At 62.3% G+C, this 20,950-nt stretch carries 19 protein-coding genes; 11 read left to right on the forward strand and 8 right to left on the reverse strand.

Translation table 11 applies throughout. From position 1 onward, the window contains the following. Positions 1-30: 30 nt before the first annotated feature. The 4 genes from AC5STB_RS07970 to AC5STB_RS07985 all read right to left on the reverse strand — a co-directional run bounded on the left by AC5STB_RS07970 (position 31) and on the right by AC5STB_RS07985 (position 3,880). Complete coding sequence (locus AC5STB_RS07970) at positions 31-1,077, reverse strand: heme-dependent oxidative N-demethylase family protein (RefSeq protein WP_495442415.1); 1,047 nt, start codon at positions 1,075-1,077, stop codon at positions 31-33. Positions 1,078-1,088: 11 nt separating this feature from the next. Further along, complete coding sequence (locus AC5STB_RS07975; RefSeq protein ID WP_495442416.1) at positions 1,089-2,054, reverse strand: PDR/VanB family oxidoreductase; 966 nt, start codon at positions 2,052-2,054, stop codon at positions 1,089-1,091. Further along, positions 2,051-2,662, reverse strand: a complete 612-nt coding sequence (locus tag AC5STB_RS07980; protein WP_495442417.1) for a dimethylamine monooxygenase subunit DmmA family protein — start codon at positions 2,660-2,662, stop codon at positions 2,051-2,053. The genes AC5STB_RS07975 and AC5STB_RS07980 overlap by 4 nt, the downstream gene beginning before the upstream one ends. Positions 2,663-2,734: 72 nt before the next feature. Beyond that, positions 2,735-3,880: an aminomethyl transferase family protein gene (locus AC5STB_RS07985; protein WP_495442418.1), complete on the reverse strand. Its 1,146-nt coding sequence runs from the start codon at positions 3,878-3,880 to the stop codon at positions 2,735-2,737. Positions 3,881-4,431: 551 nt separating this feature from the next. On the opposite strand from AC5STB_RS07985, the gene AC5STB_RS07990 reads away from it, so the two are divergent. The 9 genes from AC5STB_RS07990 to folD all read left to right on the forward strand — a co-directional run bounded on the left by AC5STB_RS07990 (position 4,432) and on the right by folD (position 13,792). Then, a complete protein-coding gene (locus AC5STB_RS07990; protein ID WP_495442419.1) occupies positions 4,432-5,805 on the forward strand; it encodes an ammonium transporter in 1,374 nt (457 codons plus the stop codon). Between the two features lie 11 nt (positions 5,806-5,816). Then, positions 5,817-6,032, forward strand: a complete 216-nt coding sequence (locus AC5STB_RS07995) for a hypothetical protein (protein WP_495442420.1) — start codon at positions 5,817-5,819, stop codon at positions 6,030-6,032. A 132-nt stretch (positions 6,033-6,164) separates the two neighbouring features. Further along, entirely contained in the window at positions 6,165-7,058 is an 894-nt protein-coding gene (locus AC5STB_RS08000) for a class II glutamine amidotransferase (RefSeq protein WP_495442421.1), read from the forward strand. Position 7,059: 1 nt separating this feature from the next. Further along, complete coding sequence (locus tag AC5STB_RS08005) at positions 7,060-7,743, forward strand: protein GlxC (protein ID WP_495442422.1); 684 nt, start codon at positions 7,060-7,062, stop codon at positions 7,741-7,743. 18 nt (positions 7,744-7,761) lie between these two features. Next, positions 7,762-9,093: an FMN-binding glutamate synthase family protein gene (locus AC5STB_RS08010; RefSeq protein WP_495442423.1), complete on the forward strand. Its 1,332-nt coding sequence runs from the start codon at positions 7,762-7,764 to the stop codon at positions 9,091-9,093. Positions 9,094-9,169: 76 nt separating this feature from the next. Continuing rightward, positions 9,170-10,501, forward strand: a complete 1,332-nt coding sequence (glnT, locus tag AC5STB_RS08015) for a type III glutamate--ammonia ligase (RefSeq protein ID WP_495442424.1) — start codon at positions 9,170-9,172, stop codon at positions 10,499-10,501. Positions 10,502-10,795: 294 nt separating this feature from the next. Next, on the forward strand, positions 10,796-12,472 hold the full coding sequence (locus AC5STB_RS08020; protein WP_495441266.1) for a formate--tetrahydrofolate ligase: 1,677 nt from the start codon (positions 10,796-10,798) through the stop codon (positions 12,470-12,472). Positions 12,473-12,531: 59 nt separating this feature from the next. Beyond that, positions 12,532-12,837, forward strand: a complete 306-nt coding sequence (locus tag AC5STB_RS08025; RefSeq protein ID WP_495441265.1) for a chorismate mutase — start codon at positions 12,532-12,534, stop codon at positions 12,835-12,837. A gap of 37 nt (positions 12,838-12,874) precedes the next feature. Next, on the forward strand, positions 12,875-13,792 hold the full coding sequence (gene folD, locus AC5STB_RS08030; RefSeq protein WP_495442425.1) for a bifunctional methylenetetrahydrofolate dehydrogenase/methenyltetrahydrofolate cyclohydrolase FolD: 918 nt from the start codon (positions 12,875-12,877) through the stop codon (positions 13,790-13,792). Positions 13,793-13,883: 91 nt separating this feature from the next. Here the strand turns inward: folD and AC5STB_RS08035 are convergent, their stop codons facing one another. Next, positions 13,884-14,726, reverse strand: a complete 843-nt coding sequence (locus AC5STB_RS08035) for an EamA family transporter (protein ID WP_495442426.1) — start codon at positions 14,724-14,726, stop codon at positions 13,884-13,886. A gap of 181 nt (positions 14,727-14,907) precedes the next feature. Between AC5STB_RS08035 and AC5STB_RS08040 the strand changes: the two genes are divergently transcribed. Together AC5STB_RS08040 and AC5STB_RS08045 are read left to right on the forward strand one after the other, a co-directional pair. Continuing rightward, on the forward strand, positions 14,908-17,277 hold the full coding sequence (locus AC5STB_RS08040) for a trimethylamine N-oxide demethylase (protein WP_495442427.1): 2,370 nt from the start codon (positions 14,908-14,910) through the stop codon (positions 17,275-17,277). Between the two features lie 29 nt (positions 17,278-17,306). After that, on the forward strand, positions 17,307-17,723 hold the full coding sequence (locus AC5STB_RS08045; protein WP_495442428.1) for a group II truncated hemoglobin: 417 nt from the start codon (positions 17,307-17,309) through the stop codon (positions 17,721-17,723). 77 nt (positions 17,724-17,800) lie between these two features. Here the strand turns inward: AC5STB_RS08045 and AC5STB_RS08050 are convergent, their stop codons facing one another. The 3 genes from AC5STB_RS08050 to AC5STB_RS08060 all read right to left on the reverse strand — a co-directional run bounded on the left by AC5STB_RS08050 (position 17,801) and on the right by AC5STB_RS08060 (position 20,946). After that, a complete protein-coding gene (locus tag AC5STB_RS08050) occupies positions 17,801-19,063 on the reverse strand; it encodes a glycerate kinase type-2 family protein (protein ID WP_495442429.1) in 1,263 nt (420 codons plus the stop codon). Between the two features lie 80 nt (positions 19,064-19,143). Further along, positions 19,144-20,121: an HpcH/HpaI aldolase/citrate lyase family protein gene (locus AC5STB_RS08055; protein WP_259957545.1), complete on the reverse strand. Its 978-nt coding sequence runs from the start codon at positions 20,119-20,121 to the stop codon at positions 19,144-19,146. A 210-nt stretch (positions 20,122-20,331) separates the two neighbouring features. After that, a complete protein-coding gene (locus tag AC5STB_RS08060; RefSeq protein WP_222482612.1) occupies positions 20,332-20,946 on the reverse strand; it encodes a response regulator transcription factor in 615 nt (204 codons plus the stop codon). Between the last annotated feature and the right edge of the window lie 4 nt (positions 20,947-20,950).

The raw sequence follows: 20,950 nt of genomic DNA on the forward strand, positions 1-20,950 counted from the left end.
GGTAGGGACGGCCCGCAAGTCCGCGGGGTGTCAGTCGTCGTCAGGCCAGATGCCATCCGAGGTCGGAGTGCCGTCGTCAAACTGCGAGAGCCATTCCACCATCAGCGGGCGGTTGTCGATGAAACCCTTGTAGGTCGCCAGCTCTTCCGGGAGGTCGCGGATCACCCGGTGCAGGCGGCGGGCCCATTTCGGAACCGTCACCAGATCCTCGAACCGGATCAGGTAGCAGCGGATCGGGAATACCAGCGCGTTGGAGCGGGGCAGGCGGAAGAAGGTCTGCAGTTCGACCCGCAGGTGCTGCTTCTCGCCGATGTTCTCCATCGTCAGATCCTGCTTCATCACGCCCCATTTGTGGTAGTTCTCAGGGGAGGTGTCGAGCAGCGGATTAACCGTCATTGTCCAGTTCAGCCGGCGGGCGGGCTGGCCCTGCTGGATGTTCAGAAGAAACTTCAGCGCGCGCACGAAGATGCCCATCTCATGTGCTTTGGGCACCGGCGCGTGCCATTCGAAGAAATTCATGCCGATGTCGAAGTCCAGCGACCAGTCGGCCTGGGTGGTGACCATGCCGGCATCCATCCACAGGTTGTCGTCGCGCTGGTCGAGCACCGCGAAGTCGCCCTGGGTCTGGCGGGTAATGTATTCCATCGGCCCGTAGGGCAGGGTGCTTTCATCAAGGAAGGTGAAAGTGTCGTCGATGCCCAGCGGCTTGTTGATCCAGCGCCAGCGGTTGCCGTCCTTGTGCAGTTCGAACAAGTCCGGGTATTCGGCCGCCTTGGCCTCCATGATCAGCTCGACCAGGTCCCAGCCTGCCAGCGTCATATGCGGCAGGGACTGGCATCGCAGCGGGTCATTGGCCAGCACCCGGGCGCGGTCCTTCATTTCCGAGACATAGTGCTCGTCAACGTCGAAGGTGCGTTCAAACACCGAGCCGGGCCGGTAGGATTTATGCGGCTCCATGTTCACTGAGTACATGTAGCTGTCTTCGTGGAACGGGAAGGGGAAGCGTTTGATTGCCCAGTCCGAGTTCTTGAAGGTGAAGTCGCCGTAGAAGGTTTCGTCGTTGAATTGGATGGTCATTTTTCTCTCCCTCAGCGGTCCAGAACCAGTGTCTTGCCTTCAAAGCGTGAGACGCAGGGCATGATGTGCTTACCGCCGGCCTTTTGCTCATCCGTCAGCCAGTGGTCGTGGTGCAGGAACTTGCCGTCATAGCCGATGACGCTGGTCTCGCACTGGCCGCAGGCGCCGCCGCGGCAGAGGTAGGGGGCGTCGATACCGGCCGCTTCCAGTGCTTCCAGCAGGGACTGATGCTCGCCGACCTGGACGATCTTGTTGGAAACTGCGCATTTCACTTCAAAAGGCTTGCCGGAGGCGGGCGCCAGGAATTCCTCGGAATGCACCGCCTCGCGCGGCCAGCCCATGTCCTCGGCGGTGCCATGCACCCATTCGATCATGCCCTTGGGGCCGCAGACATAGACATGGGTGCCGAGCGGCTGGTTGGCGAGCAGGGTTCTGAGATCAATCGCCTCGTTCTGGTCGTCATGGTAGATGTGCACCTTGCCGGGATAGCGCTCAGCCAGGTCTTTGGCATAAGTGCCCAGCGACGCGGTGCGGACCGCGTAATGCAGCTCGAAGCTCCCGCCCATCATCGATAGCTGATGCATCTGCGCCATGAAGGGGGTGATGCCGATGCCGCCTGCCAGCATCAGGTGCTTGCCGGCGCGCAGGTCCAGAGAGAACAGGTTCACCGGGTTGGAGATCACCATCTCCATGCCTTCTTTCACCTGGGTGTGCATGAACTTGGATCCGCCGCGGCCTTGGTCGTCGCGCCGCACCGAGATGGTGTAGGCGCCGCGGTCGGCCGGGTTGGACATCAGAGAGTATGCATTGAGCCGGGTGATATCGCCGTCCTGCATCTCGACCACCGTGTGCGCGCCGCCGGAGAAAGTGGGCAGGTCGCCGCCGCCGGTGCGGACGAATTTGAAACGGGTGACCAGATCGTTGACCGGTTTGACCTCGGCCACGGTGACATTCAGTTTTGCGGTGCCAGCACTCATTTGAACAGCTCCACTTTCTCGGGGACGTTGCCCGGGTCCTCGGCATCCACCCGCACGCCCTGGAAGGCGGCGAGGCGGCGCGAATAGTGATCGCGCACGAACAGGCTGAGGCCGCAGTGGCTGCATTCGAAGGGGTCGGTGGTCACATCTTCGGTGATACCCTTGCAGTGCACGCATTGCATGCGCCGCGCGGTGGAGCCGCGGTGCTCGGTCTGGATCGCAGTGTGCGGGACGCCGGCAGCGGTGGCCTCGGCCATGGCCCGGCCCATCAGGCCTTCAGTGCCGGTGAGGTACACCTGCGTGCCCATGTGGCAATCCTGCAGGGCGCGGCGGATGCGGGTTTGCGCGGCTTCATAGGACGGCCCGGCGTAATACTGGCCCGCACCCAGTTCCTCCAGCTGGCTGCTGAATTTGGTGCCGGTCGTCTTGGGGATGAAGATGATATGGGCCTTGGCCCAAAATGCCGCGTCGGTGGATTTGGCCAGATCGAGGAGCGCCTCGGCGCCTTCAGCATCGGCAATCATCAGGTGGCCGCTGCCGGAGCGGGCCTCAAGCTCGCCGTATACCGGGCGGCTGGTGATGGAAGGGGGGAATTCGGTCTTAGACATGTGGGTCGCTTTTCCTGCAGTCCGGGTGAACGAAAACAGGCGCCCCCGGTGCGGGAACGCCCGGGATCCGGATCAGCCCTTTGCGGTGCGGATTGATTTGTCCTTGTCGTAGAAGGGCATCTCTTCGGCGGTGGCCGCGATCTCGCTGCCGTCGCTGTTGCGCACGGTCAGCTTGGTGCCAGGCTTGGCGCAATCGACCGGCATCCGGGCGATGCCCACGTTGTGGTTGTTCACGTCGGAGTACATGCCGTAGGTGACCACGCCGACCTTTTCGCCGTTCTGCAAGAGGTCTGCGCCTTCGTCTGCGGGGATCTTGCCTTCCAGCATGACGCCGTAGATCTTGAAGCGTTCCTTGCCTTCGGCCGCGTAGTGGTTCTCGGCGCCGATGAAGCCGGTTTTGCCGGGGGAGACGGTAAATTCGAGGCCCAATTCCCAAAGCGTGTCGCCGCAGGTCTCATTGTCGAACGGGTAGGTCTCGGAGTTGTCGCCCGGGTAGAACAGCAGGTAGCTTTCGGTACGCAAGAGGTCGAGGGTGGAGAACTGCACGGGAACGATGCCCATGCCCGCGCCCTTGTCCAGGATGCTGTCCCAGAGGTGAACGGCGTCCTTGGCCTGGCAGAAGATCTCATAGCCGCGCTCGCCGGTATAGCCGGTGCGCGAGATCATCACCGGACAGCCGAACAGTTTGGCCTGGATGATGCCGAAATAGGCCAGATCGCGGATGCCCGGTACGTATTCAGCCAGGAAGTCCACGGCCACCGGGCCTTGCAGCGACATGTCGTGCAGGTTGTCGTCGAAGATCACCGAGCAGTTCTTGCCGGCGGCAACGCTGCTTAGCTGTTCCATGCCAGTGCCGGTGCCGTGGACCACCATCCAGCTGTTCACCGAAAGGCGGTAGATGATGCAGTCGTCCACGAATTTGCCCTGCTCATTCAGGATTGAGGCGTAGGTGGAGCGGCCCGGCATGATCTTTTCGACGTTGCGGGTGGTGACCCGGTCGATGACCTGGGCTGCGTGCTCGCCCACCACGTGGACTTTTTTGAGGCCGGACACGTCCATGAGGCCCGCCTTGGTGCGGACCGCCTCGTAGTCGGCCTTGGCGCGTTCGGGGCTGTGGTCGTAGAACCAGGCAGTTCCCATGCCGTTCCAATCTTCCAGCTCACCGCCGATTTCCTTGTGGCGCTGGGCTAGTGCTGAAGTCCGCCAGATGATGGCCATTGTTTGCGTCTCCCTATTGGTGCGGACCAAAACTCTTGATTTGGTTCCTTTGGTCCGGTCCAGTTAGCCAAGGGAGGGGGGTTCATGTCAACGATTATTCCTAACAGGAAAAAGATTTTGCTCAAAAGGCCGGAATTGAACGTGTTTGCGGCATGAAATGACCTGAAATGGTCGCGTGCGGTTTCGTCTTGGGGTTGTGAGAGGCTGAAATCGGCCCCTTCGTAGGGAGAATCTCTGAGGTGCCGTGCCGGAGATTCGCGTGATTCCGCCGCAAACTGGCGGTGTTTCTCCGGGCTGGGCGGCCGTTCCTTCCGCGGGTGGTTGTCCGCAGGCGTCTTGCCAGGGCAAGTGTTTAGCCTTTGAAAGTCCATGGCTTAGGAGTCGGATACGGGTGGGGAGGTGCCGCTTTTGGGGTCTAAAAATTTCCCCAAAGGTAACAAATTTTCACATCATTATTGACAGCTTGCCCCCCTGAGGCACAGTATTCCGGTAAAATAATATTCCCAAGAGGCAAAAAGCGCCCGGGATACTGCCAACAGGAGGGTAAAACATTGGATGGAAATCTGAACGCGTTAACAACGGTGTTCACCGAGTTCTATTACTGGGTGACCGTTGTCTTCATGTTCCTCATTCACGTGGGGTTCTGCATGTATGAGGTCGGTGCCAGCCGCCACCGCAACCACATGCACACACTGATGAAGAACATCATGATCATTCCGCTGGTCACGGTGACCTTCTTCTTTTTCGGCTGGTGGATTTACTGGGCCTTCCCCAGCTTCCCGTTCTTCGGCGGGCTGAATCACGACGCAGGGGCTGCGAACCTGCCATGGTCGCAGAATATGGGCGCCAACCTGTCGGACCGGATCACCGGTGTGTTCTGGGCGGCGTTCTTGCTGTTTTCCTGGACTGCGGCCTCAATCGTGTCCGGTGCCGTCATTGAGCGGATCCGTTCATCTGCTCTGTGGGTGCATGCGGTGATGATCGGTTCGGTGTTCTGGATCATCGATGCGGCCTGGGGCTGGCACGCCGAGGGCTGGATGGTGAAATACCTGGGCTATCATGATGCCTATGCGTCCGGTGTGATCCACGCGATTGCAGGCGGTTACGCGCTGGGCGTGATCATGGTGCTGGGGCCGCGGCTGGGCAAGTTTGCTGCCGATGGCACCCCGCGGGACATCCCGCCGCATAATCCCTGGATGCTGACCATCGGGATCTTCCTGATCTACTCCGGCTTCTGGGGCTTCTATGCGGCCTGCAACATCCCGGCGATCTCGCCGGAGGGCATCGGCGGCTTGCTGACCGGAGAAACCTGGACAGCCACAAACATCTATCTGGCGCCGACCTCGCTGTCCGCGATCACCTTTAACTTCTTGATGTCGCTGTCCGGCGGCCTGATGGCGGCCTATGTGGTGTCCAAGGGCGATGCGTTCTGGACCTTCTCCGGCGGCCTGGCGGGCATCATCACTGCCTCTGCGGGCAACGACCTGTACCACCCGATCCAGGCGATGCTGGTGGGCGCAGTTGGTGTCGTGATCGTCTACAAGCTGCACTACTGGGTCGAGCGCACCTTCAAGATCGACGATGCGGTTGGTGCGGTTGCCGTGCATGGCTACTCCGGCATCGTTGGCCTGATCATTGCAGGCTTCCTGCTGTGGGGCGCGCCAAGCTCGCCGTATGAAGGTTATGCCACCGTCAATCCGGTCGGGCAGACCCTCGGTGCGGTGATCATGTTCTTTGTGCTCGGCTTCTTGCCTGCCTTTGTGATCGCTAAGATGCAGGCAGCAGCCGGCGTGCTGCGCATCCCGGTCGAGGTTGAGCTGCAAGGTCTCGATTACGCCGAACACCATGCCTACGAAGATGCCAAGGCCGAAATCATCGCTGCTGACAAGGCTGCGCTGAACGGTGGCGGCGTACCAGCTGAATAAGGAGAATTGAAATGTCTACAATCGGTTATGACAGCTGGGCAGTCGACCTGGCGGAGGTTGGGGCGGTCTACCCGTTCCAAGGATCAGAAGGGCTGATGGTGGTCCTTGGCGTGATCTTCTGGATTGGCTGGCACAGAATCCAGTTTGTTCGGGAGGGGGCTCATTTGGATAAGGCTAAGCAAATGGGTGACAAGGAGAAAATAAGCTCACTTCTTGAAAAGTACTGACCTGGATGGACACGGGGCGCGCCATCACGGCGCGCCTTTGTTTCCCTGTAGGGAAAAATAGTTTCATAAGAGTTGAATGGGTGAGCGCAAACTGCTAGCGTTGATTCGAGATAGAAACCAGGAGGCACACCCATGTGCGGGATTGTCGGTCTTTTTCTGAAAGACAAATCACTAGAGCCGAAGCTGGGCGACATGCTCACCGATATGCTCATCACCATGACGGACCGCGGTCCGGACAGCGCCGGTATCGCCATCTATGGCGCGGACACCAGCGGGCGGGCCAAGCTCACCGTTCAGTCCGATGCGCCGGAGGCGTTTGACGGGCTCGACGGGGCGCTGGCCGAAGCGCTGAGCAGCGATGTGTCGATCCGTCTGATCGACACCCATGCTGTGCTCGACCTGCCCGCGGGCAAGGAAGAGGAGGCCCGCGCCGCGCTGGCGGAGCTGCGCCCGGGGATTCGGGTGATGAGCGCCGGCGACACCATCGAGATTTACAAGGAAGTCGGCCTGCCCGAGAAGGTTGCGGAGCGCTTTAATGTGCGCGGCATGGGCGGCAGCCATGGCATCGGCCACACCCGCATGGCCACCGAATCCGCCGTGACCACCGAGGGTGCGCATCCGTTTTCCACCGGTTCTGACCAGTGCCTGGTGCACAATGGCTCTTTGTCCAACCACAATGCGCTGCGCCGCAAGCTGCGCCGCGAAGGCGTGCGGATCGAAAGCCAGAACGACACCGAAGTTGGTGCTGCCTATCTGACCTGGAAGATGCAGAATGGCGCGTCGCTGGGCGAAGCTCTGGAAAGCAGCCTGGAGGACCTGGACGGTTTCTTTACCTTTGTGGTCGGTACCAAGGACGGCTTTGGCGTGGTCCGCGATCCGATCGCCTGCAAGCCGGCCGTGATGGCAGAGACCGACCAGTATGTGGCGTTCGGGTCCGAATACCGCGCGCTGGTGAACCTGCCGGGCATCGAAGACGCCCGCGTCTGGGAGCCCGAACCCGCAACCGTTTACTTCTGGAACCACTAAGATGCAGACATATGATCTCGAAGCAAATGGCCTGCGCGGTCTGAACTCGGCCCTGCAGGAACTGAACGGCAGCTCCAACAAGACTGCCTGGGAAATCGTCAACCCCAAGGGCAGCCATGCGATTGCCGTGGGTTTGAACTCGCCGGTCGAGGTGACCGTTAAGGGCTCCACCGGCTATTACTGCGCAGGCATGAACCAGCAGGCGACGGTTCGGGTCGAAGGCTCCGTCGGGCCCGGTGTGGCGGAAAACATGATGTCCGGCAGCGTGATCGTCGAGGGAGACGCCAGCCAGTATGCCGGGGCCACCGGCCATGGCGGCCTCTTGGTGATCAAGGGCAATGCGTCGTCGCGCTGCGGTATCTCGATGAAGGGCATCGACATCGTCGTGCACGGCAATATCGGGCACATGTGCGCCTTCATGGCACAGGCGGGTAATCTGGTGGTGCTGGGCGATGCCGGCGATGCGCTGGGCGACAGCTGCTATGAGGCGCGGTTCTTTGTGCGCGGCTCGGTTAAGAGCCTGGGCGCAGATTGCATCGAGAAGGAAATGCGCCCGGAGCATATCGAGATCCTCAAGGATCTGCTGGCCCGCGCCGGAGCGGATGCAAAGCCAGAGGAGTTCAAGCGCTACGGTTCTGCCCGCCAGCTCTACAACTTCGACGTCGACAACGCGCAAGCGTACTAAGGACAGGGATCCCTAGACATGGATAGCAATAACATCCCCCGTACGGTTCCGATCCAGTCGGCGACCTTCTCCAATCCGATCAACGCGGAAATCCGCCGCGCGGCGGCCACCGGGATCTATGACATCCGCGGCGGCGGCGCCAAACGCCGGGTGCCGCATTTCGATGACCTCCTGTTCCTTGGTGCCTCGATCTCGCGCTACCCGCTGGAGGGCTACCGCGAAAAGTGCGACACCAAGGTGACGCTGGGCACCCGCTTTGCCAAGAAGCCGATTGAGCTGGATATCCCGGTCACCATCGCCGGCATGAGCTTTGGCGCGCTATCCGGCCCCGCCAAGGAGGCCCTGGGCCGCGGCGCATCGGCTGCGGGGACCTCGACCACCACCGGCGACGGCGGCATGACCCCGGAGGAGCGCGGCCACTCCAGCAAGCTGGTCTACCAGTATCTGCCGTCCCGTTACGGCATGAACCCGGACGACCTGCGCAAGGCGGACGCGATTGAGGTCGTGGTCGGTCAGGGTGCCAAGCCCGGCGGCGGCGGTATGCTGCTGGGCCAGAAGATCTCTGACCGGGTTGCGGAAATGCGCACCCTGCCGAAAGGCATCGATCAGCGCTCTGCCTGCCGCCACCCGGACTGGACCGGCCCGGATGACCTGGAAATCAAGATCCTGGAGCTGCGCGAGATCACTGATTGGCAGGTGCCGATTTACATCAAGGTCGGCGGCACCCGCCCCTATTACGACACCGCGCTGGCGGTGAAGGCCGGCGCTGACGTTGTGGTGCTGGACGGCATGCAGGGCGGCACCGCCGCCACCCAGGACGTGTTCATCGAACATGTCGGCCTGCCGACCCTGGCCTGCATCCGCCCGGCCGTGCAGGCGCTGCAGGATCTGGGCGTGCACCGTGAGGTGCAGCTGGTGGTTTCCGGCGGCATCCGCACCGGGGCCGATGTTGCCAAGGCGATGGCGCTGGGCGCTGACGCGGTTGCCATCGGCACCGCGGCGCTGGTTGCGCTGGGCGACAATGATCCGAAATGGGAAAGCGAGTACCAGAAGCTGGGCACCACCACCGGCGCTTATGACGACTGGCACGAAGGCATGGACCCGGCTGGCATCACCACCCAGGATCCGGAATTGATGAAGCGGCTGGATCCGGTCGATGCGGGCCGCCGCCTGCGCAACTACCTCAAGGTGATGACGCTGGAAGCCCAGACCATCGCCCGCGCCTGCGGCCACAACCACCTGCATAACCTCGAACCCGAGGATCTGTGCGCCCTGACCATGGAGGCCGCCGCCATGGCGCGGGTGCCGTTGGCCGGGACCGACTGGTACCCGGGCAAGGCCGGGTTCTGATGATTGGCGGGGCGCGGCTGGTAACAGTCCGCGCCCCATTTTCGAAATACGTTCAACAGGGAAAGGAAGTAGGACCATGACAACAGATCTGGCTGCTTTCGCAAAAGAAAAAGGCGTCAAATACTTCATGATCTCCTTCACCGACTTGTTCGGTGGCCAGCGCGCCAAACTTGTGCCGGCGCAGGCGATCGCGGACATGCAGGAAGACGGTGCCGGCTTTGCGGGTTTTGCCACCTGGCTTGACCTCACCCCGGCGCACCCGGACATGCTGGCAGTGCCGGATCCCAACTCGGTGATCCAGCTGCCCTGGAAGCCGGAGGTCGCCTGGGTGGCGGCGGATTGCGTGATGGAAGGCGAGGACGTGGCCCAGGCGCCGCGCAATGTGCTGCGCCGTCTGATCAAGGAGGCCGCGGACGAAGGCTTGCACGTGAAAACCGGTATTGAGGCCGAGTTTTTCCTGCTGACCCCGAACGGCGAGGAAATCTCGGATCCCCACGATACCGCGGAAAAGCCCTGCTATGATCAGCAGGCGATGATGCGCCGTTATGACGTGATCCGGGAAATCTGCGACTACATGCTCGAATTGGGCTGGGGCGCCTACCAGAATGACCACGAGGACGCCAACGGCCAGTGGGAAATGAACTGGGACTTCGACGACGCGCTGGCGACGGCTGACAAACACAGCTTCTTCAAGTTCATGGCGAAATCGGTGGCTGAAAAGCACGGCTTCCGCGCAACCTTCATGCCGAAGCCGGTTGAGGGCCTCACCGGTAACGGCTGCCATGCGCATATTTCTGTCTGGGATGCCCCGGGTGCGGATTCGCGCACCAACGTCTTTGCCGCCGAGAAAGGCGAAGGCGATATCGCAGAGCTGGGTTTGTCGGAGCAGGGCGGCTGGTTCCTGGGCGGCATCATGAAACATGCGTCGGCCCTGGCGGCGATCACCAACCCGACCGTCAACTCCTACAAGCGGATCAACGCGCCGCGCACTATGTCGGGCGCCACCTGGGCACCGAACACCGTGACCTGGACCGGCAACAACCGCACCCACATGGTGCGCGTGCCCGGCCCCGGCCGGTTCGAGCTGCGTCTGCCGGACGGGGCGGTGAACCCCTACCTGCTGCAGGCGGTGATTATCGCCGCGGGTCTTTCCGGCATCCGCGCCAAGGCCGACCCCGGCCCGCGCCACGACATCGATATGTATGCCGAGGGCCACACCATCACAGACGCGCCGAAGCTGCCGCTCAACATGCTGGATGCGTTGCGGTTCTACGACAAGGACGACGGGCTGAAGGCGATGATGGGCGAGGAGTTCTCTGCCGCCTATCTGAAGATGAAGCAGCAGGAGTGGAACTCCTTCGTTAACCATTTCTCCCGCTGGGAGAAGGACAACACGCTGGATATCTAGTCCCTGATTCCCCTGTCCGGCCTGTGGCCGGACCTCACACGGCCCGGGTTCTGCCCGGGCCCTTTTTGTTTGCGGCAACGCTTGCCGCATATGCGCCGTTTTTACCCCGGGTGAAATTCGGGCTGTTTCCTATTGGCGGCGGAAATGCGGAAAATGCCCGGTTTTGCTGTGAAAACTGGGCGAGAGGGTGTTGACGCTTGGGAAAATTAATTGAGTAATAGGAATATATTTTGCCTCGCAATGAACCATCGCCGCGGGGCACGACCCGGAACGGATGGCAGCAGGGAGACGGCCATGAGCTACAAGAGTGACATCGAGATTGCGCGTGAGGCGCAGAAGAAGCCGATCCAGGAGATTGGCGCGAAGATCGGGATTTCCAGCGATGACCTGCTGCCCTACGGCCATGACAAGGCGAAGGTGAGCCAGGGGTTCATCGACTCTGTGCAGGAGCGCGAAGACGGCAAGCTGATCCTGGTGACCGCGATCAACCCGACGCCTGCGGGCGAAGGCAAGACCACCACCACCGTGGGCCTGGGCGACGGCCTGAACCGGATCGGCAAAAACGCGATGATCTGCATCCGCGAAGCGAGCCTCGGCCCGAACTTCGGCATGAAGGGCGGCGCTGCAGGCGGCGGCTATGCGCAAGTGGTGCCGATGGAAGAGATGAACCTCCACTTCACCGGCGACTTCCACGCCATCACCTCGGCGCATTCGCTGCTGTCGGCGATGATCGACAACCACATCTACTGGGGCAACGAGTGCGACATCGACATCCGCCGCGTCGCATGGCGCCGTGTGGTCGACATGAACGACCGCGCCCTGCGCCAGATCACCGCGTCCCTGGGCGGTGTGTCCAACGGCTTCCCGCGCGAAGCCGGCTTTGACATCACCGTGGCCTCCGAAGTGATGGCGATCCTGTGCCTCGCCAACGACCTCAAGGACCTGGAAAAGCGCCTGGGCGACATCATCGTGGCCTACCGCCGCGACAAGACCCCGGTCTACTGCCGCGACATCAAGGCCGAAGGCGCGATGACCGTGCTCTTGAAAGACGCGATGCAGCCGAACCTGGTGCAGACCCTGGAAAACAACCCGGCCTTCGTGCACGGCGGCCCGTTCGCCAACATCGCGCACGGCTGCAACTCCGTGATCGCCACCAAGACCGCCTTGAAAGTCGCCGACTATGTGGTGACCGAGGCCGGCTTCGGTGCTGACCTGGGCGCCGAGAAGTTCATGAACATCAAGTGCCGCAAGGCAGGCATCGCGCCGTCGGCTGTGGTGCTGGTCGCCACCGTGCGCGCGATGAAGATGAACGGCGGCGTTGCCAAGGCGGATCTGGGTGCCGAGAACGTCGACGCGGTGAACTCCGGCTGCGCCAACCTCGGCCGCCACATCGAGAACGTCAAATCCTTCGGCGTGCCGGTTGTGGTTGCGATCAACCACTTCGTCACCGACACCGATGCGGAAGTGGACGCCGTCAAAGCCTACTGCGCCACCCACGGCGTCGAGGCGGTGCTGTCGCGCCACTGGGAGCTGGGCTCCGAAGGCTCCGCGCCGCTGGCCGAGAAGGTTGTCGAGATCGTCGACGCCGGGTCCGCCAACTTCTCGCCGATCTACCCGGACGAGATGCCGCTGTTCGAGAAGATCGAGACCATCGCCAAGCGCATCTACCGCGCTGACGAGGTGCTGGCGGACAACAAGATCCGCAATCAGCTGAAGGAATGGGAAGACGCGGGCTACGGCAACCTGCCGGTCTGCATGGCCAAGACCCAGTACTCCTTCTCGACCGATCCGAGCTTGCGCGGTGCGCCGGTGGGCCACTCGGTGCCGGTGCGCGAAGTGCGCCTGTCTGCGGGTGCGGGCTTCATCGTTGCGGTCTGCGGCGAGATCATGACCATGCCGGGCCTGCCGCGCAAACCGGCGGCGGAAACCATCTGCCTGAATGACGACGGCCAGATCGAAGGCTTGTTCTAAGACGCAAAATGCGCTTTTTGCGGCCCGGGGGCATCCCCGGGCCGCAAGAGTTTTAAGACATGACCAAGCTGACACCGCCGCAGGACTGCCAGTCGATGGCAGAGGTGCGGGCCCAGATTGACCACCTGGACATTGATCTGGTGCAACTTCTGGCCGTCCGGGCGGGCTATATCGACCGGGCGGTTGCGCTGAAGCAGGCAAACGGCTGGCCGGCGCGGATCCCGGAACGGGTTGAGGAAGTGGTCATGAACGCCCGCGCCGCTGCGGACGCTCAGGGGCTGGACCCCGATCTGATCGAGCACCTGTGGCGGCAGCTGGTGGACTGGTCGATTGCCCGCGAGGCGCGGGTCATTCGTGAGGAATAGGGCAGGCGGCTGGCCTGCGCAGAAAAGGAAGAGAGCAATGGCAGCAACTCTGATTGACGGCAAGGCCTTTGCGGCCAAGGTGCGCGGCCAGGTGGCCGAACATGTGGCGCGGCTGAAGGAAGAGCACGACATCACCCCCGGCCTGGCGGTGGTTCTGGTGGGCGAGGACCCGGCCTCCCAGGTCTATGTGCGCTCCAAGGGCAAGAGCACCGTCGAGGCCGGCATGAACTCCTATGAGCACAAGCTGGACGCGGACACCTCGGAAGCTGACCTGCTGGCCGTGGTTGAGCAGCTGAACAACGATCCTGCGGTGCATGGCATCCTGGTGCAGCTGCCGCTGCCCAAGCACATGAACGAGGAGCTGGTGATCAACTCGATCGCGCCGGAGAAGGACGTGGACGGCTTCCACATCTCCAACGTCGGCCTTCTGGGCACCGGCCAGAAATCGATGGTGCCCTGCACGCCGCTGGGCTGCCTGATGATGCTGCGCGACCACCACGGGTCGCTCTCGGGCATGGACGCGGTGGTGATCGGCCGCTCCAACATCGTCGGCAAGCCGATGGCGCAGCTCCTCTTGGGCGACAGCTGCACCGTGACCATCGCGCATTCGCGCACCAAGGATCTGCCGGATGTGGTGCGCCGCGCCGACATCGTGGTGGCGGCCGTGGGCCGTCCGGAAATGGTGCCGGGCGACTGGATCAAGGACGGCGCCACGGTCATCGACGTCGGCATCAACCGCATCGATGCGCCCGAAAAAGGCACCAATGAAGATGGCAGCGTCAAGACCCGGCTGGTGGGCGACGTCGACTTCGCCTCTGCCGCCGAACGCGCCGGCGCCATCACCCCGGTCCCCGGCGGCGTCGGCCCGATGACCATCGCCTGCCTGCTCGCGAACACCGTCACCGCCGCCTGCCGCGCCAACAACCTCCCCGAGCCCGAAGGCCTGACCGCCTGAGGCTGCACCGCAGAACAGCAACAGCTGAAACAACCGCTCCCGCCGGAACCCCTTCGGCGGGAGTATTTTTTGGGAAGATGAAGGGGGCGGGCTAGAAGCCCAGGTAGGCAATGCCGCCGAAGGTGACGGCAACGCTGACCCATTGGACGCGGGTCATGGCCTCGTTCAGCGCCAGCCAAGCCAGAACCACAGTAACCAGGCCGAACAGCGAGGCGCTGACCGCGGCGAATTCCGGGCGGGGCAGGGTGCCCGCATAGATCACCAGGCCAAGCGCGGCGGCGTCCAGTGCTCCCATGACACACAAGAGAGGCAGGACCTGGCGCGGGGGGAGTGTGACCGCTCGCAGCACAATTGCGAGGGCTGCTGCCAGCAGGATTGCAGCCACACGGGCCACGATCAGGACCGGCAGTTCCGCCCCGGCCTGAGTGGCGGCCTGGCCTGTGGCGAACGTCAGTGCAAAGCCGATTGCCGCAATCAGGCCCCATCCTGCAGTTCGCAAATTGAGCGGGTTGCTGTCGTCTTCTGCTGAGAAAACTGCAATGCAGCCTACACCCCCGACCACCGCAGCAACTGCCAGCCAATGTCCCGGTCCGACTGGCTGCCCCTGCAGCATCGCCATGCCAAGCGACAGAACCGGATAGGCGCCGATCAGCGGTGCCGCCAGCTTGACCGGTCCAAGGGCAAAGGCGCGGTAGAGCGCGTAGGATCCGAGGGCATAGATGGCGCCGGAGAGCCCGGCGAGTTTGGCTGCGGCAAGAGTCATTGCCGGCCAGTCCGCCAGAGCCAGGCCTGCTGCGGCAATCGGAATCGCACCCGTCGCAAACACCGTCAGCATGGCCGGAAGAACTCCGGTTTTCCGGGAAACAACCCGTACGCAGAGATCATGGATTCCCCAGGCCAGAGCTGCAACGAGGCCCAACACCAGCGAGTGCATCACGGTTATCCTTTTGTTTGCGGCATTCACCCCTGGGAAAATGCCGCATCCCGGGCATCTGCCGGTTTTCTGCAGAAAAACAACATGTTTGTTGATTAGAGTGGCGGAAAGCAATATTCTTTACAATAAATAAATATTCCGGTTGTGCAATTTTTGGCCGGTATCCAGCAGGAGATGCGCGATGAATGACATGAGCTTCCCTGAGGTTGTCAAAGGGCCGCCGAAGCCCTCTGGACTGTATCAGCCCTCGGTGTTCTCGCTGCCCAAGGGGACAGAGCGTTATGTGGTCGAAGGCTGCGGCGCGATCCTGATCCGGGTGGAAACCGGGGATACCGTCACGGTGATCAATGACGAGGGCGGGCAGACCTGCGAGATTGTTGCTGCAGAGGATAAGGGCCGTATTGATGCTGGGATCATTGGCGCCGCAGCTAACAGCGATGCCAGCGGTCTGAAAGCGCTGCTGACATCTTCAGATCAGTCCTTGCGCGGTCTGCGCATGGGGCTGGAGGCGCGGGGCATTGATCTGGCGCAAGGTGGCGCTGTGCGGTTCTTTGACAGCACGACACCTGCCAAGACCGAAGAAAGCCATACCGTGCAGCGCGACGGGGTAGTGATTGTCGCAGCGCCCGGCGGGATCATGGACTTTGAGAAGCAGGATACCGCTACATCCCTGACCGTCATGGTCAAGCGTGCGGTGATCAAGCAGGTGGCGCGGTTTGAATTGCCCGATCCGCTGGCAGAACCCGTAAACGAGGTTCGGGTGCATAGCGCCACCGCCGAAAGCTATTTCGTGAAGGCGGGCGACTATATCCAGATCATTGATGTGGACGGCCGCCAATGCACGGATTTCCAGTGTTTTGCCGCGCGCAAACTGGACAAGGGCGTGGAGCATGCGCTGGACGTGACCACCACAAGGACGCTGATGGGCCATGCCTATCCGATGCCGGGGCTGCATGCGAAGTATTACGATCAGGACATGCTGCCGCTGGTCGAGGTGGTGCAGGACACCGTGGGGCGGCACGATGCCTTTGCCCTGGCCTGCGCCGCGAAATACTACGACGACATCGGCTATCCTGGCCATGTGAACTGCTCGGACAACTTCAACGCGACGCTGGCCCAGCACGGGGTGACGCCGCGCGCGGGCTGGATGGCGATCAATTTCTTCTTCAACACCGGGCTGGACGATCATGGCGTGATGTACGCCGATGAGCCTTGGACCCGGCCCGGCGATTATGTGCTGCTGCGGGCGTTGACCGATCTGGTCTGTGTCAGCTCTGCCTGCCCGGATGACACCAGCGCCGCCAATGGCTGGAACCCCACCGACATTCACGTCCGCACCTACAGCGGCCAAGAGACTTTCAAGCGGGCAATTGCGTTCCGCGCGACCCCTGAATCGGAGCCCAAGATGACCAAGGAAACCGGTTTTCACGACCGCCTCAGCAAGATGACCCGCAATTTCATCGAGTATAACGGGTTCTGGCTGGCCAACTGCTATGCCAGTGCCGGGCCGCTGGAGGAATACTGGGCCTGCCGCGAAAAATGTGTGGTGCTGGATCTGTCCGCCCTGCGTAAGTTCGAGATCACCGGGCCGGATGCCGAGGCGCTGTGCCAGTATATCTTTACCCGCAATATCAAGAAGCTGACGGTGGGGCAGGTGGTCTATACCGCGATGTGCTACCCGCATGGCGGCATGATCGACGACGGCACCGTGTTCCGCCTGGCCAAGGACAATTTCCGCTGGATCGGCGGCTCGGATTACAGCGGGGAATGGATCCGCGAGCAGGCCGAGAAGCTGGGGCTGAACGTGCTGATCCGGTCCTCGACCGACATGCAGCACAATATCGCGGTGCAAGGCCCGGAGAGCCGTGATTTGCTGAAGAAGATCATCTGGACCATGCCTCATAATCCGGCGCTGGACGAGCTGGGCTGGTTCCGTTTCACGCCCGCGCGGATCGGCGGCGAGGACGGTGTGCCGGTGGTGGTTTCGCGGACCGGGTATACTGGCGAGCTTGGGTATGAGATTTTCTGCCACCCCAAACATGCAAGCGAGGTTTTTGACGCCGTCTGGGAGGCCGGTCAGGCCCATGGCATCCGCCCGATGGGGCTGGAGGCGTTGGATATGGTGCGGATCGAGGCGGGGCTGATCTTTGCCGGCTATGATTTCAGCGATCAGACCGACCCGTTTGAGGCAGGTATCGGGTTCACCGTGCCGCTGAAATCGAAAGAGGATGAATTCATCGGCCGCGATGCATTGATCCGGCGCAAGACGACGCCTGCGCGCAAGCTGGTGGGGCTGGATATCGATTCGGCGATCGACGTGGGCCATGGCGATTGCGTCCACATCGGCCGGGCGCAGATCGGCGAGGTGACCTCGTCGATGCGCTCGCCGCTCCTGGGCAAGAACATCGCGCTGGCTCGGTTGGATGTGTCCTGTTCCGAGGTTGGGACAGAGGTGGAAATCGGCAAACTTGACGGGCATCAAAAACGGCTGCCCGCCAAGATCGTACCCTTTGCACATTACGACCCCAAAAAGACGCGGCCTCAATCCTGAGGCCGCCCGTTTCAGGGCTGGGAGGTTAAATGGTTCAAAAGCTGATAGAGCAGATTGGCGGCGAGGAAGTTGTACGTGCGCTTGTCGAGCGGTTCTACGATATCGTCGAAGAAACCGAGACCGGCGCGCAGATCGTCAAGCTGCACAAGCGCGGGCATGGCATGGATCATGCCCGGATCGAGCAGTTCAACTTCCTGTCCGGTTTCATGGGCGGGCGGCGGTACTACGAAGAAAAGCACGGGCACATGGATGTGAAGCTGATGCACGCCCATGTACCGGTCACCGGGGAAGACGCCGAGAACTGGCTGAAATGCATGGATCAGGCGCTGGCGGATCTCAAACTGGAGGCGCCGCATGTGGAGCGGTTGCGCCAGGTGTTCCGGCGGGTCGCGCTGATGCTGGTGAATGATCTGGCCGAGTGGGGCGAGAAACGCGCTTCAGCTTAATCTCTGCTTCTAACGCAGCTGCGGGAGCCTCCGGCGGGAGTATTTGATGAAAGATGAAAAGCGGGAGGAGGCCGGGCTTAGCCGGGCCTCCTGAGGAAGACCTGCACATCGGCCACGTTGGTGCCAGTGCCGCCGGTCATCAGAAGCGCATCTGCGGATTTCAGGGCGGCATAGCTGTCATTGTTGGCAAGCAGCGCGTCCGGGTCCTGACTGGCAGCTTTGATGGTCTCCCAGGTGGAAGGGGTGGCGATGCCGCCTGCCGCGTCCGTGGGTCCATCGCGCCCGTCAGTGCCGCCTGAGAGGAACAGCCAGTCGCCGCTGAGCCGTTCCGCGCCTAGTTTGGCGACGCGCAGGGCCAATTCCTGGTTGCGCCCGCCAAGGCCATTGCCGCGAAGCTGGACGGTGGTTTCGCCGCCGAATATCAGCGCGACGGGTTTGTCCCCGGGGGCGGCCTCTGCCGCGGCTACGACTGTTTCTGCAGCCACCGACACATCGCCAACCAGGCGGTGCGAGACCAGCTTGGGGGTCCAGTCCTCTGCGGCGGCGGCCATCATCGCCTTGAGGCTGTGGCGGTTGGAGCCGATCAGGGTGTTGGCGGCGGCGGGGGGGGTGTCCTGGGCATCCTCCGCGGCGCTGAGGTGGGTCCTGACTGCCTGAGGCGCGCTGTTCCAGATTCCGGTGCGCTGCATGATGTCCTTAGCCTGAGCGCGGGTGCCGATCGGTGCCACGGTGGGGCCGGAGGCAATGGCGCGCAGGTCATCGCCGATTACGTCGGACAGGATGAAGGCCTGCACCTGTGCGGGAGCTGCATGGCGCAGCAACCCGCCGCCCTTGGTGTCCGACAGCTGCTGGCGGATCAGGTTCATTTCGTTGATTTCGAGCCCGGAGGCGAGCAGCAGCTGGTTCACCGCGGCCTTGTCCGCCAGCGTCAGGCCCAGGGCAGGAGCCACCATCAGGGCGGAGCCGCCGCCGGAAATCAGTGCAATCAGCCGGTCATCGGGGCCGAGCGAGCGCGCCAGTTCTATGGCTGCCAGGCCTGCGGCGGCGCTGGTGTCATCCGGCACCGGATGAGCGCCGCAAAGCACGGTGGTGCCAGGAATTTCCGTGTGGTTTTCTGGGTTTGTAATCACCAGGGCCTGGTCCGCATCCGGGATAAGAACCAGTGCTTCGCGCATCATCGGGATGGCGGCCTTGCCCACGGCCAGCAAAACGTTTCTGCCGCCTTCGGGCAGCGGCGAGAGCGGGGAATTCGCCAGCTGGGCGCGTAAGGCTTTGGCCGGGTCTGCGCGGTCGACAGCGGCCTGGAACAGGGCTTTGGCGGTGGTCAGCAATCCGGTCATCTGCATCTCCCTGGCATAGCGGCGCACAGCCGCCCCGGCAGAGGCCGGGACGGCGCAAGGTCTTGAAATCGAACGGCGGCTTAGTTGCCGGCGATCTGCTTGGCCTTTTCCACCAGCACTTCTGCCTGACGGATTGAGGCGTAGTCAATCAGGCGGCCGTCCAGCGACACCGCGCCTTTGCCGGCCGCTTCAGCTTCGGCCATCGCTTCCAGAATGCGGTGCGCCTTGGTGATTTCCGCATCCGACGGCGACATCACCTCGTTGGCCAGTTCGATCTGGCTGGGGTGGATGGCCCATTTGCCTTCGCAGCCCAGAACCGCGGCGCGTTTGGCGGCGGCTTTGTAGCCTTCCTTGTCCTGGAAATCGCCGAACGGGCCGTCGATCGGCCGCAGGCCGTTGGCGCGGGCGGCCACCACCATGCGGGCCAGGGCGTAGTGCCACATATCGCCCCAGTGCACGTCGCGCGAACCGTCTGCGGCCGGGTCGGTCAGCACCGAGTAGTCGGGGTTCACACCGCCGATGATGGTGGTGCGGGCGCGGGTCGATGCGGCGTAGTCGGCAACGCCGAAATGCAGCGATTCATTGCGCTTGGAGGCTGCGGCAATTTCACTCACGTTCTGCATGCCGAGCGCGGTCTCGATGATGTGCTCAAAGCCGATCCGCTTCTTCAGGCCCTTAGCGTCTTCAATCTGGGTGACCAGCATGTCGACGGCGTAAACATCGGCTGCGGTGCCCACCTTGGGCACCATGATCAGGTCCAGGCGTTCGCCTGCCTGTTCAACCACATCGACCACGTCGCGGTACATGTAGTGGGTGTCCAGGCCGTTGATTCGCACCGACATGGATTTGTTGCCCCAGTCGATGTCATTCAGGGCTTCAATGATGTTCTTGCGGGCCTGGTCTTTTTCGTCCGGTGCAACCGCGTCTTCGAGATCCAGGAAGATCACGTCGACGTCAGATTTTGCAGCTTTTTCAAACATTTGAGGCTGGGATCCGGGGATTGCCAGCTCGCTGCGGTTCAGGCGGCCAGGGGCCTGTTCGATGGTATGAAACGACATGGGTGCGCTCCTCATTCGCAATGGGGTTTCGTCCTCTCCTCTCTAGGCATTCCCCATGAGGAGGTTTCCTGTCAAGAAAAAAAATTTCATTTAAATACATTCGCGCGGGAGCGCATCCGCGCGACGCGCCCTCGTGTGCGCACGCGTGCGCGTGCCCGCGTGCGAGGCGCGGGGCGGGAAACCGGGATCATTCTTCCAGACTGAACGGGATCATTCTTCCAGACTGAAATCGCCCTTGGCGGCACGGTTGGCGTAGTAGAACGCAATCGCCTGGGCGCGGTTTTTGACCGAGAGTTTTTCGTAGAGATTCGACAGGTGGAACTTCACCGTGTTGGTGGAAATCCCCAGTTCCTTGCTGAGCTCTTTGTTGGTCAGCCCCTTGGACAGCGCCTCGAGCATGGTGCGCTCGCGGCGCGACAGCTGCTCGATCGGATCGGTCTGCAGCCCGCGGACGTCGAGGAAAGGGAAAACCATCTTGCCCGCGGCCACGGCCAGGCAGGTGTCCAGCAGCCCGTCAACAGCGCTGGAACGCGGGGCGAAGCCGGCTGCGCCTGCGCTCATCGCCTTGCGCGGGACGTCGCCGCTGTCGTCGGCATAGACCACCAGCCGCGGCGCGTTGGCCTGGTCGCGCAGCACCTCGATCAGCTTGGCGCCGCCAAGTGCGGGCAGGTTCCAGTCGATGATCCCGACCTGGACCGGCACCCGCATCACGGTGCCGAGGAAGCCTTCGGCGGTTGCGGAGGTGGCGACCAGCGAGAATCGCGGGTCCTTCTCGAAGATCTCGGACATCGCCGACAGCACCAGCGGATTTGCGTCAGCAAGCATGACC

This window comes from Leisingera sp. CC-HEC093, from assembly GCF_059429195.1.